The sequence below is a fragment of the Pseudomonas sp. KB_15 genome (genome assembly GCF_052114525.1).
Taxonomy (GTDB): domain Bacteria; phylum Pseudomonadota; class Gammaproteobacteria; order Pseudomonadales; family Pseudomonadaceae; genus Aquipseudomonas.
Map to the genome: position 1 here is coordinate 20,060 of NZ_JBFREX010000040.1, position 12,139 is coordinate 32,198.

Annotated in this window: 12 protein-coding genes; 8 read left to right on the forward strand and 4 right to left on the reverse strand. The window is 60.1% G+C overall.

The window, feature by feature from the left end; translation table 11 throughout:
* Positions 1-12: 12 nt before the first annotated feature.
* The 4 genes from AB4Z35_RS23560 to AB4Z35_RS23575 all read left to right on the forward strand — a co-directional run bounded on the left by AB4Z35_RS23560 (position 13) and on the right by AB4Z35_RS23575 (position 3,392).
* Positions 13-720, forward strand: coding sequence for an HPP family protein (locus AB4Z35_RS23560; RefSeq protein ID WP_116261293.1), 708 nt, complete (start codon positions 13-15; stop codon positions 718-720).
* A gap of 97 nt (positions 721-817) precedes the next feature.
* On the forward strand, positions 818-2,290 hold the full coding sequence (locus AB4Z35_RS23565; RefSeq protein WP_442099710.1) for a nucleobase:cation symporter-2 family protein: 1,473 nt from the start codon (positions 818-820) through the stop codon (positions 2,288-2,290).
* 58 nt (positions 2,291-2,348) lie between these two features.
* Positions 2,349-2,819 (forward strand): LEA type 2 family protein, encoded by a 471-nt coding sequence (locus AB4Z35_RS23570; protein ID WP_442099712.1) that lies wholly within the window; start codon positions 2,349-2,351, stop codon positions 2,817-2,819.
* A gap of 27 nt (positions 2,820-2,846) precedes the next feature.
* On the forward strand, positions 2,847-3,392 hold the full coding sequence (locus tag AB4Z35_RS23575; RefSeq protein WP_442099714.1) for a GNAT family N-acetyltransferase: 546 nt from the start codon (positions 2,847-2,849) through the stop codon (positions 3,390-3,392).
* A 2-nt stretch (positions 3,393-3,394) separates the two neighbouring features.
* Here AB4Z35_RS23575 and AB4Z35_RS23580 read toward each other — a convergent pair whose 3' ends face one another.
* Both AB4Z35_RS23580 and pssA read right to left on the reverse strand, forming a co-directional pair.
* Positions 3,395-4,411 carry an AraC family transcriptional regulator gene (locus AB4Z35_RS23580; protein ID WP_442099749.1) on the reverse strand — a complete coding sequence of 339 codons (1,017 nt, stop codon included), beginning with the start codon at positions 4,409-4,411 and terminating at the stop codon, positions 3,395-3,397.
* 274 nt (positions 4,412-4,685) lie between these two features.
* Positions 4,686-6,029 (reverse strand): CDP-diacylglycerol--serine O-phosphatidyltransferase, encoded by a 1,344-nt coding sequence (gene pssA, locus AB4Z35_RS23585; protein ID WP_442099715.1) that lies wholly within the window; start codon positions 6,027-6,029, stop codon positions 4,686-4,688.
* A gap of 231 nt (positions 6,030-6,260) precedes the next feature.
* Here pssA and AB4Z35_RS23590 point away from each other — a divergent pair, with 231 nt between their 5' ends.
* From AB4Z35_RS23590 to AB4Z35_RS23600, 3 genes are all read left to right on the forward strand, one after another.
* Entirely contained in the window at positions 6,261-6,824 is a 564-nt protein-coding gene (locus AB4Z35_RS23590) for a TetR/AcrR family transcriptional regulator (protein WP_442099717.1), read from the forward strand.
* A 56-nt stretch (positions 6,825-6,880) separates the two neighbouring features.
* Entirely contained in the window at positions 6,881-7,357 is a 477-nt protein-coding gene (locus AB4Z35_RS23595) for a nuclear transport factor 2 family protein (RefSeq protein ID WP_442099718.1), read from the forward strand.
* Between the two features lie 239 nt (positions 7,358-7,596).
* On the forward strand, positions 7,597-8,376 hold the full coding sequence (locus AB4Z35_RS23600) for a TSUP family transporter (protein ID WP_108229502.1): 780 nt from the start codon (positions 7,597-7,599) through the stop codon (positions 8,374-8,376).
* On the opposite strand, the gene nudC is transcribed toward AB4Z35_RS23600, so the two are convergent.
* Together nudC and AB4Z35_RS23610 are read right to left on the reverse strand one after the other, a co-directional pair.
* Positions 8,344-9,174, reverse strand: a complete 831-nt coding sequence (gene nudC / locus AB4Z35_RS23605; RefSeq protein WP_442099719.1) for an NAD(+) diphosphatase — start codon at positions 9,172-9,174, stop codon at positions 8,344-8,346. The genes AB4Z35_RS23600 and nudC overlap by 33 nt on opposite strands.
* 6 nt (positions 9,175-9,180) lie before the next feature.
* Positions 9,181-9,993 carry a crotonase/enoyl-CoA hydratase family protein gene (locus tag AB4Z35_RS23610; RefSeq protein ID WP_442099720.1) on the reverse strand — a complete coding sequence of 271 codons (813 nt, stop codon included), beginning with the start codon at positions 9,991-9,993 and terminating at the stop codon, positions 9,181-9,183.
* A 559-nt stretch (positions 9,994-10,552) separates the two neighbouring features.
* Here AB4Z35_RS23610 and glgA point away from each other — a divergent pair.
* A complete protein-coding gene (gene glgA / locus AB4Z35_RS23615) occupies positions 10,553-12,136 on the forward strand; it encodes a glycogen synthase GlgA (protein ID WP_442099722.1) in 1,584 nt (527 codons plus the stop codon).
* The last annotated feature ends 3 nt before the right edge of the window (positions 12,137-12,139 follow it).

Here is a 12,139-nt window from a genome sequence, read left to right on the forward strand (position 1 = left end):
GTTTTTGTCAAAATGCTTGCTCGCTGGTTGCCCGCCGCCATCAATACCCGTCCCACCGAATGGAGCCGCGCCGCCATCGGCATGGCCTTGGGGACGCTGCTCAGCGTGTGGTGCTGTGGTCAGGTGTTCGGCATCGAAGTGGCCCAGCACCTGATCGGCCCACTGGGGGCGTCGGCGGTGCTGTTGTTTGCCGTGTCTTCCGGCGCGCTCGCCCAACCCTGGTCGATTCTCGGCGGTTACTTGAGCGCCGGGGTGATTGCGCTGCTGGTGGCCCATGTATTGGGCCGAACCCTCGGTAGCGCTTGTCTGGCGGCGGGCATGGCGTTGATCCTGATGTGCTGGTTGCGGTGCCTGCATCCACCGGCCGGTGCATTGGCCCTGACCCTGGTATTGGCCGATCCGGCGACCATTGCCATGGACTGGAAAGCCATTGAGCCGGTGATGCTCGGCGCTGCGACGCTGCTGCTCAGCGCCCTGGCCTACAACAACCTGACCCGCATTCGCTACCCCAAGGGTGCCAGCGAACCAGTGGTCACGATTCCTGCCGATCACCCGCCGGTGGACCGTCAGGCCATCACCGTCGAAGACCTGAAACTGGCGCTGGCTGACATGGAAGCGTTCTATGACGTCACGCCCGAGGACCTGGAACAGTTGATCCAGGCCAGCCAATTGCACGCTAAACGCCGCAGCGTCGGCGAGGTGTTGGCGCCACGACTGTAAGCCACTGATTTGGAGGTTCTTTTGCCGTGGCCCGGCGGTTCTGGCATCCTGCGCCTCCATTTTCTGACCCGGCCCGCCTTCTGGCACGCAAACCACCATGACCGCCTCCGAAAAAGCCCCTGCTCCACGCCACAGCGACCTGATTTACGGCCTCGATGACCGCCCGCATCTGACTGCCACCGTCTTCGCCGCCCTGCAACATGTGCTGGCGAGTTTCGTCGGCATCATCACCCCGACGCTGATCATGGGCAGCGCCCTGGGCCTGCAAAGCGAAATTCCTTATCTGATCAGCATGGCGCTGTTCGTCTCCGGCCTGGGCACCTTCGTCCAGGCGCGGCGCTTCGGCCCGGTGGGCTCCGGCCTGCTGTGCCTGCAAGGCACCAGTTTCTCGTTCATCAGTGTGATTCTCAGTGCCGGCTTCATGGTCAAGGCCCGGGGCGGCGGCACCGATGAGATTCTCTCGACCATCTTCGGTGTGTGCTTTTTTGCCGCGTTCATTGAAGTGGTATTGAGCCAGTTCATCGGCAAACTGCGCATGCTGATCACCCCGGTGGTGACCGGGACCATCATCACGCTGATGGGCTTGTCGCTGATCAAGGTCGCCATGACCGACATCGCCGGAGGCTTCGGTGCAACGGACCTGGGTGCTGCCAGTCACCTGGCCCTGGCGGCGCTGGTGCTGGGAACCATCGTGGTGTTGAACCGGGTGGACGTGCCGTTTCTGCGCCTGGGGGCGATTGTCATCGGTCTGACCCTGGGCTACGTGGTGGCATGGCTCATGGGCCAGGTGAATTTCAACAGCCTGCCCGAAGTCCCGCTGATGAGCGTACCGGTGCCGTTCAAGTACGGATTCTCCTTCGATTGGGTGGCGTTCATTCCGGTCGCGGTGATTTTCCTGGTGTCGCCGCTGGAGGCCGCCGGCGACCTCACGGCCAACTCGATGATCTCCCGGCAACCGGTCAAAGGCCCAGTGTACATTCGCCGGATCAAGTCCGGCCTGCTCGCCGATGGCCTCAACTCGGCCATGGCCGCGGTGTTCAACAGCATGCCGATGGTGACCTTCGCCCAGAACAACGGGGTGATCCAGCTCACGGGCGTGGCCAGTCGCTACGTAGCGTTTTTCATTGCCGGCCTGCTGGTGGTGCTTGGCTTGTTCCCGATGATCGGCGCGGTACTGCAACTGATGCCAAAACCGGTACTGGGCGGCGCGGAACTGGTGATGTTCGGCACCGTCGCCGTGGCCGGGATCAAGATTCTCGCCGAGGCCGGCCTGCATCGGCGCAACATGCTGATCGTGGCGATTTCTGTCGGCATGGGCCTGGGTGTAGCCGCCGTGCCGGAAGTCTTGCGTGAACTGCCCAAGGCACTGTACAACATTTTCGAATCGCCCATCACCGTCGGCGCACTGTGCGCTATCGTTCTTAATATCTTCCTGCCCGAGGAATTCATCGAACTGGAAGAGGACGAATTCGATCCGGAGGCCTCCGTGCTTCAGGTGATGCAGAACCCCGATGTGACCGCCAGGGATGAACCCGCAGCGGCTGCGAGGGTCCCACAATCAAACCGCTAGACGGGCTCCAGGGCTGAGCCGCTGGCGGTTCAGCCTTTTTCCAGATGAGAGCACGTCCATGCGCAGCGTCCACGCAGTCCTGATTTCCCTCCTGCTCTGCCTGAGCGCCTGTTCCTCTCTGCCCAATCGAGACCCGTTGAAAATCAACGTCGTGGGCATCGAGCCCCTGCAAGGCCAGGGCATGGAAGTGCGCTTTGCCGTGAAAATCCGTGTGCAGAACCCCAATGACACCACCATCACCTACAACGGCGTCGCGCTGGACCTGGACATCAACGGCCAGCCATTCGCCTCCGGCGTCAGCGATGAGAGTGGTTCGATCGGGCGTTTTTCCGACACCGTCGTGAGCGTACCGGTCAGCGTTTCGGCGTTTTCGGTGGTCCGCCAGACCTATGGCATCAGCCAAATGAAAAGGCTCAACAACATGCCTTATGTCCTGCGCGGCAAGCTCTCGGGTGGGGTGTTCAACACGATGCGCTTCGTGGACAGTGGTACGCTCAATTTGCCTGGATCGTCCACTGGCAACCGTTAACAGCCTGACTCAAGGAGCTACACCCCCATGGACGACACCCCCACGCTCTACACCGAGCGCCTGATCCTGCGCCCGCTGGAACTGGCGGACGCCGATGCCATCCAGCAACATTTCCCGCACTGGGAAGTGGTGCGCTACCTCAACGCCTTGGTGCCTTGGCCTTATCCGGCCGACGGTGCATTAACGTACCTGCGCGACAACGCCCTGCCAGCCATCGCCCGTGGCGAGGAATGGCACTGGTCGATCCGCCTGAAATCGGCCCCGGAGCAGTTGATCGGTAACATCAGCCTGATGAGCGAACAGGACAACAATCGCGGTTTCTGGCTCGGCCCGAAGTGGCAGGGTCAGGGATTGATGACAGAAGCCAGCGCTGCAGTCACCGAGTACTGGTTCAACACGCTGGGGCGCATCGTACTGCGGGTGCCAAAAGCGGTACCTAACATCGGCTCACGCAGACTCTCCGAGCGCACGGGAATGCGCTTGATCCGCACAGATGACGGCCGGTTTGTCGGCGGGTATTTCCCGTTGGAAATCTGGGAAATCACCCGCGAAGAATGGTCATTGCGCCGCTGAACTCACTCGGTGTCATTGAGAATCAGGCTGCGGTAGTGCCCCGGATTTGACCCCGACCATTTGCGAAACGCCTTGTAGAACGAACTGACGTCAGCGAACCCCAGCCGCGTGGCGATATCGCTGAAGCTGATCGCTGGCTCCGCCAGCCAGACAATCGCCAGTTCCTTGCGCACGCTGTCCTTGAGGCCTTGATAGGTTTGCCCTTCTTCGGCCAGCCGGCGGCGCAAGGTTGAAGCCGACATGCACAGGCGTTGCGCCAGGGCTTCGGTTTCCGGCCAGTGTTCTGCCGGCAGGTGGCGTAGATCGTGTTTGATGCGACTGGCCAGGCTCTGCGGGTCGCGGTATTTGACCAGGATGTTCGCCGGCGCATGAGCCAGGAATCGCTTGAGTTCCTCAGGGCTGCGCTTGATGGGCAGGTCCAGGCAATCGGCGGAGAAAATCATCCGCGTGCGCGGGCGGTTGAAGCGCAGGTTCTCGGAAAACATCACCTGATAGTCATCGCAGAAATCCGGCTTCGAACAGCGCAGTTCGATGGCAAGGATCGGAATCCGTCGTCCTGCCAGCCAGCAGGCAACGCCGTGCACGATCATCCAGTAGGTGAAATAGGTGAAGGCCYGGCGCGGGTATTTGTCGTCTTCCAGCAGGACAATTTCCGCCAGGCTTTGCTGGCGCACCAACTGCGCCGGCAAGTGTTCGAGGATCAACGACAGAAACGCCAGGCCGGCGACCAGTCCCGCTGCCACGTTGGGCTGGACCATGGCGCTGCGGCACAGAAACGCAAAGCTGCCGGATTTCAGTTTGCGTGGGTCCATGCCAAAAAACTCATCATCCCCGCGCCGTGCCAACAATCGCCACAGACGTGCATAAGCAGTGGCCGGAACGCGGGCATCGGTGCTATCCAACAACTGCGGATCGATGCCAACCTTGATCAACACCTCTTGCGTGGCAATTCCTGGCGCGCAGCTTTGCAACAGTGCTTCACGCACCAGTTGAATGGAGATGGTGTCTTTTTCCGACATGGATCGCGGCAAGCCCTGTTCTTGTTCGAGTGGGGGGCATATTAGCTGAAACCGCCCGTTCAACGCAGATCCCCTGTGGGAGCGAGCTTGCTCCGGGCGGCGTTCCGACGAAAGCAGTGTGTCAGTCGTTGATGTACTGAAAGTGAAAACGCCTTCGCGAGCAAGCCCGCTCCCACAGGTTTCTGAGTCGAAGCACAATTGCGTGATCGACATAAAACCTTGTGGGAGCGGGCTTGCCCGCGAAGGCGTCAGTCGCCGCAGGCTGCGATCTTTTTCAGAGGATGCGGTAGAGCAACCGCTCGATCCGCACCCGACTCACGCGTTTGAGGAACTTGGCCACGCCCATAGGGTATTCGGCCAGGGTTTCCAGGTTCTGGAAGTGCTCGATTCGCCGGGTGTGCTGGAAAATCTCTGCCAGCTCATTGCGACGCGGCTCCAGCAGTTCGCCATGGGGATCATCGATCAACAAGGCGTTTTCCAGATCGAGTCGAAACGCTCGCGGGTTGAGGTTGTTGCCGGTCAGCAAGGTATAGCGCTGATCGATCCACATGCCCTTGAGGTGATAGGTGTTGTCGCCATCACGCCACAGATGCAGGTTCAACTGGCCGCTGTCGATGTCGCGCTGATGACGCTTGGCAAATCGGCGCAGGCTGATTTCGTACAGGTACGGCAGCGCCGAAATGACCCGGAACGGTTCGCTCGGCGGAATGTAGAAGTCGTTGGCGGTCTTGTCGCCGACCACGATGTCGATCTTCACCCCGCGGGCCAGCGCGCGGTTGATCTCGCGGATGATCGCCAGCGGCAGGTTGAAGTACGGTGTGCATATGGTCAGTTGCTGCTGGGCGCTGGCGATCAGTTCGCAGATCACTCGGTTCAGCGGATTGTTCTTGCCGACGCCGAGCAACGGGCTGACGGACAAACCGGTCCTGTCAGTGGTGCCACGCGTGGTGTCGTACGCCGCGTGCTTGAGGCGGCTGCGCAAGTCACCGATGTCATTGCGCAGGCTGCGGGTGGTCGGCAGGTTCGGCAGATCGAGGCGGTGCACCGCTTTGGAGGGCAGTAGACCGTGCTGCACCAGGTGGTGCATCGAATCGGCCAGTTCGCGATTGTGCAGCAGGTGATAGCGGTCGTAGCGGTACTTGTCGAACTTGTGCAGATAGACGTTGTTCAGGCTCGCGCCGCTGTAGATCACGCAGTCATCGATCACGAAGCCTTTAAGGTGCAACACACCGAACAGTTCTCGGGTTTGCACCGGGACGCCGTAGACCGGCACAACACTTTCATGGGTGCGGGTCATTTCCTGATACCAGGCGGAGTTGCCCGCCTGCTTGCCGGCACCGATCAACCCGCGCTGGGCGCGCAGCCAGTCGACGACCACCACCACGTCCAGTTCCGGACGCGCCAGTTTGGCCGCGTGCAAGGCATCGAGAATTTCCTGGCCGGCTTCATCCTGTTGCAGGTACAGCGCAACGATGTAAATGCGCCGGGTCGCGCTGGCGATTTTCTCCAGCAGGCAACGACGGAATTCGGCAGCGCCGGAGAGGATGCCGACGGCATCGGCCGTCAGCGGAAAACTGCGCAGCTTGGGCAGCAGGGAGCGTTTGAAAAGCGACGGCATAGGGCTCGCAATGGGTCGAATCCGAAGAACCCGTGAGCTTACACCATGCAAAGGTTCGGGTCTTGTTACTGTCTGTAATGACGCCATCGTCGGAACGCCGCCCGGAGCAAGCTCGCTCCCACAGGGGAACGCATTCCAAATGTAGGAGCGAGCCTGCTCGCGAAGACCATTTATCAGGCACTACAAAAATATCGATTGACCAAGGAGAACGATCATTCTACTGTTAGCCACATGAACGAAATCACTAGCAATGACACACGCGACATCATTCTGGATGTCACCGAAAAGTTGATCTACAAGAGTGGCATCGCTGCTACTGGCATGGATCTCCTGGTGAAGACCGCCGGCGTCTCCAGAAAAAGCATTTACCGCTACTTTGCCAACAAGGACGAACTGGTCGTGGCCGCCCTGCAACGCCGCGATCAACGCTGGATGCACTGGTACCGAAGCGAAGTCAACCAGGCACAAACCCCGGCCGGGCGGCTGCTCAACCTGTTTACCGTACTTGAAACGTGGTTCGCCTCCGAAGGCTTCCGCGGCTGCGCCTTCATCAACACCAGTGGCGAAACCGGCGACCCGCAAGACCCGGTGCGCCTGGTCGCCAAGGAGCATAAACAGAAGCTGCTCGACTACGTGTGCGAGCTGTGTACCGAACATGGTGCCGAGGATCCGCAGATGCTGGCCAGACAGCTGCTGATCCTGATCGATGGTGCCATTACCGTGGCGCTTGTAACGGGTGATCACAGTGCCGCCGATAATGCGCAATGCATGGCGCGAAAGTTATTGGACCTGTAGCAATTCAATCAAGCTCGACAATATGTTTTAACATCAACTTGATACGGAGACTTTAAATGTCTAATGCCGAAATTCGTCCGCCATTGCCCCCATTCACCCGTGAATCGGCCATCGAGAAAGTTCGCCTGGCTGAAGACGGCTGGAACTCCCGCGACCCGGAGCGCGTGTCCCTGGCCTACACCCTGGACACCCAATGGCGCAATCGTGCCGAGTTCGCCCACAACCGCGAAGAAGCCAAAGGTTTCCTGACCCGCAAATGGGCCAGGGAGCTGGATTATCGGCTGATCAAGGAACTCTGGGCATTCACCGACAACCGCATCGCCGTGCGTTATGCCTATGAATGGCACGACGACTCGGGTAACTGGTTCCGCTCCTATGGCAACGAAAACTGGGAGTTCAACGAGGACGGCCTGATGGCCCGCCGCTTTGCTTGCATCAATGACATGCCGATCAAGGAAAGCGAGCGCAAGTTCCACTGGCCGCTGGGGCGTCGTCCTGACGATCATCCGAGCCTGTCGGATCTAGGCCTGTAATTTAAATCCACACTTATCCCTGTGGGAGCGACGGTGCGGCGATCCGACTTGCTCGCGATAGCAATCTATCATTCAACATCAATGTTGAATTTGAGGACGCCATCGCGAGCAAGTCGGATCGCCGCACCGTCGCTCCCACAGGTTTTTGTGTTGTTCACAAAGCATCATGCAAAGGTTACAGGTAACATACCGCCCCTTCCCCGCAGCCTCTTTCTGCTCCCGCCGAATAAGCCGATCCCATGCCTTTCGAACTCAGCGTTGACCCCTCCACCCTGGCCATCCTGGCCCTTGTCGCTTTTGTTGCCGGTTTCATCGATGCCATCGCCGGTGGCGGTGGTCTGTTGACCACCCCGGCCTTGTTGACTGCCGGCCTGCCGCCGCACCTGGTGCTGGGCACCAACAAACTCAGTTCGACCTTCGGTTCGGCCGTCGCCAGTTTCACCTTCTACCGACGCAAGCTGTTCCATCCAGCACAATGGATTCATGCCATCGTCGGCACCCTGGTCGGTGCACTGACCGGCGCCGTGGTCGCGCATTACCTGCCGGCGGAATGGCTGAACAAAATGCTGCCGGTGATCGTCTTCGCCTGCGGCGTTTATCTGTTGTTTGGCGGCACGCCGAAAGCGCCACTGGACAGCAACGCACCGATCAAGAAAACGTGGCAGTCGACCCAAGGCTTCAGCCTCGGCTTCTATGACGGCGTGGCCGGTCCCGGTACGGGCGCGTTCTGGACCGTGAGCAGCCTGCTGCTCTACCCCATCGACCTGGTGAAGGCCAGCGGTGTGGCGCGCAGCATGAACTTCGTCAGCAACGCAGCGGCGCTGTCGATCTTCATCTTTTCCGGTCAGGTGGACTGGATCATCGGCCTGTGCATGGGCTCGTCGTTGATGGTCGGCGCCTTCTTCGGCGCCCGCACCGCCATCAGCGGCGGCGCGAAATTCATTCGTCCGGTGTTCATCACCGTGGTGCTGGGCCTGACCGTGCGCCTAGCCTGGCAGCACTGGTTCAGCGTGGCCTAAACGCCGCGCCACATAGACGTCGATCAGGTAACGGGCAATCGAGCGTGACGCCGGCAACGGCGGCAAGTCGCGAACGTTGAACCACTGGGCGTCCTCGATCTCGTCCTCCTGGCAGATGATCTCGCCACTGGCGTATTCGGCATGAAAACCAAGCATCATCGAATGCGGGAACGGCCAGCACTGGCTGCCCAGGTACTGGATGTTCCTGACCTCGATGCTCACCTCTTCACGGACCTCGCGAATCAGGCAGTCCTCGGCCGATTCGCCCGGCTCGGCAAACCCGGCCAGGGTGCTGTAGACGCCGCTGACAAAACGCGGTGAGCGTGCCAACAGCACTTCATCACCTCGAGTCACCAGTACGATCATGCTCGGCGAAATCCGTGGRTAGCTGCGCAGATCGCACGGCTGGCAATACATCGCCCGTTCGCGTGGCACCTGGGTCATGGCCTGACCGCAGTTACCGCAAAAGCGGTGCTCGCGGGCCCAGGTGCCGATCTGCGCGGCGTAACCGAGTACCTTGTAGATCGTGTGATCGCCTTCCAGCATGAACGCCCGCAGGCCTTTCCAGTTGCAACCCGGCACTTCGCTGTGATTGCGCAGCTCCAGCAGGTAGACCGGCTCACCGTCCAGATGACCGATGCCATGTTCGGCGAGGATCGCCAGGTCCTGGCGCTTGAGCCATTCGCGCGGAAACAGAGCGCCATTGTCATCGAACAGAAAGCCTTCGGGGCTGCGCGCGATGGCCCAGCCGCCGGGTTGATCGGTGTCCAGTACTGCGGTGGTCCAGCGAGGAATCATGGTTAATCAATCCAGAAATTCGGGTTTCTGTTTGCTCATATGGGCGGCCATGGCCACGCGCAGATCGGTGGATTGCAGCATGGCGGCGTTCCAGGTAGCGACGTATTCAAGGCCGTCATCGATGCGATGGTCACGCATGTAGCTGATCATCTCTTTGGTGCCGGTGACGGCGATCGGCGACTTGCTGGCGATTTCACGGGCAATGCCCATGACGCCGTCGAGCAGGCTGGCGTTGTCGCTGTAGACGCGATTGACCAGCCCCATGCCCCGCGCTTCGTCGGCGCCGAACGTGCGACCAGTGTAAGCCAGTTCGCGCAGCATGCCGTCACCGATGATCCGCGGCAAGCGTTGCAACGTGCCGACGTCGGCGGCCATGCCGATGTCGATTTCCTTGATCGAAAATTGTGCATCCCCGGCGGCATAACGCATGTCGCACGCGGCAATCAGGTCGATGGCGCCACCCAGGCAGTAACCCTGTATGGCCGCAAGTACCGGTTTGCGGCAGTTATCGACCGCGTTGAACGACGCTTGCAAGGTAAGGATCTTGCGCCGCAACAGGCGCGCATTGCGCCCCACGTCCTTGCCCAATTCATTGGCCACACCGGCCAGCATCATCAGGTCGATACCCGAGGAAAAATGCTTGCCTGCCCCGCTGAGGACCACCACGCGCACTTCATCGGTGTCGTCGACCCACTGGAAGATCTCGACGATCTCACTCCAGAACGCAGCGTTCATCGAGTTGATCTTCTCCGGGCGGTTGATCTGCACGTGGGCGATTTTATCGACCAGTTCGACGTTGAACGCGCTGTACTGAGACATGCCAGTGATCCTTTTGCGGGCAAAAATGAGGCCCGAACTATAACAAGGCACCAAGGTGGGCAGTAAGGCAGTGGTTCGGCCAAATGCGGGACTTGCCAGCACGCACCATAACAGTGCAAAGCCCTCAAAGCGCGTCGCACATTTATGTGACTGCCCAGTGAATTTTTGAGGCCAAAACGCAAAAAAACATGCACTTCGTCGGGGCGTTTGCACCTCGATCAGGCACGTCCGTACCGCTACAAACCGATTGTCGAACAATTTTGCCATCTGGCCTTTACCGCTCTAAGTTCTGGCCTAGACTCATTTTCTCAAGACGAAACCGGTTGGTCACAAAGTGGAAAAATAGTCGAAACTTTTTCCAATCCCGATYGGTCCTCTGAAAAGAAGGTGCGTTGCGACTGGTGCAATCTTTGCAACGGCTCATTCACCCCTTTTGCTTCGACGCATTGGGCAGCGCTTGCTCACTGATGCGTAGCGCGTTTGCGCCCGGCCACGGGAATTGGCCATGAAACACCGTTTGCCAGACCTAAGAATTAGATCAACAACACGGGAGATTCATATGATCAGTACGGCTTTGGAAATACAGGGAGAGCGTGCTCGTCAGGTCGGCGAGTCGAGCGCCGTAACTGCCGCAAACACCCAACCCGTCAGCGTTCCTGGCACCAGGACGCCGGCCCCGGTAGCCAAGCAGAATCCGAACCGTAAAAAAGTGTTGTTCGTCACCTCGGAAATTGCCGACCTGGTGAAAACCGGTGGCCTGGGCGACGTTTCCGCGGCGCTGCCACGGGCCATGGCCCACCTGCACGATGTGCGGGTGCTGATCCCGGGTTACCCGCAGGTACTGCACAGCGAGAACCCCATTCATATCATCGGTGAGCTCGGCGGTCATGCGGCGTTGCCACCGTGCAAGATCGGGCGCATGGACATGCCCGACGGTCTGGTCATTTACGTGTTGATCTGCCCCGAACTCTACGAGCGCGAAGGTTCGCCCTACGGCGCCAACAACGGCCGCGACTGGCCGGACAACCATATCCGTTTCGCCCGCCTCGGCCTGGCAGCTGCCGATATTGCCGCCAACCTCGCGCAAATCCACTGGTGCCCGGACCTGGTGCACGCCCACGACTGGCCGGCTGGCCTGGCCCCGGCCTACATGCACTGGCGTGGGCAGCGCACGCCGACGCTATTCACCATTCACAACCTGGCCTATCAAGGCGTGATCAGCCTGGGTTCGTGCCCCGAACTGGGCATTCCCCATCACGCGCTGCAACAGGAAGGCATGGAGTTCTACGGCAAGATGTCGTTCCTCAAGGCCGGCATGGCCTATTCGAGCCACATCACCACGGTCAGCGCGACCTACGCCCAGGAAATCACCACCCCGGACTTCGGCTGCGGTCTCGACGGTTTTCTCGCCGCCAAGACCCAGCAAGGCCTGCTCAGCGGAATTCCCAACGGCATCGATGAAAGCTGGGATGCGGCGACCGACCCGCACCTGTTCTGCCCGTTCGAAATCGGCGACTGGGACGGCAAGGCCGTGAACGCTGCCCATGTACGCGAGCTGTTCGGCCTGCAAGACTCCGAAGGGCCGCTGTTCGCGGTGGTTTCGCGTCTGGTCTACCAGAAAGGCCTGGACCTCACCGAAGCGGTCTCCGAGTACATCGTCAAAAACGGCGGGCAGATCGCGATCATCGGCCGTGGCGAGCCGGAAGAAGAACAGTCGATGCGCGAACTGGCTTTGCGCTTCCCGGGGCAAATCGGCGTGCGCATCGGCTTCAACGAAACCGACGCCAGGCGCATGTTCGCCGGCAGCGATTTCCTGCTGATGCCTTCGCGTTACGAGCCGTGCGGCCTGAGCCAGATGTACGCCCAGCGCTTCGGCTCATTGCCGGTAGCGCGCAATACCGGTGGCCTGGCCGACACCATCGAAAACGGCGTGACCGGTTTCCTGTTCGATGAATCCACGGTGCAGAGCTACCAGGAAGCCCTGAGCCGCGCGTTCAAGGTGTTCGCCTTCCCCGACCTGCTGCATGCCATGCGCTGCCGGGCCATGGCAGCGCCGTTCAACTGGTGCAAGGCGGTCGAACCCTACGCCGAGCTCTATGAACAGCTTGTGGCTAAGGCATTGGGGAAATCGAACAAACAGTAAGAG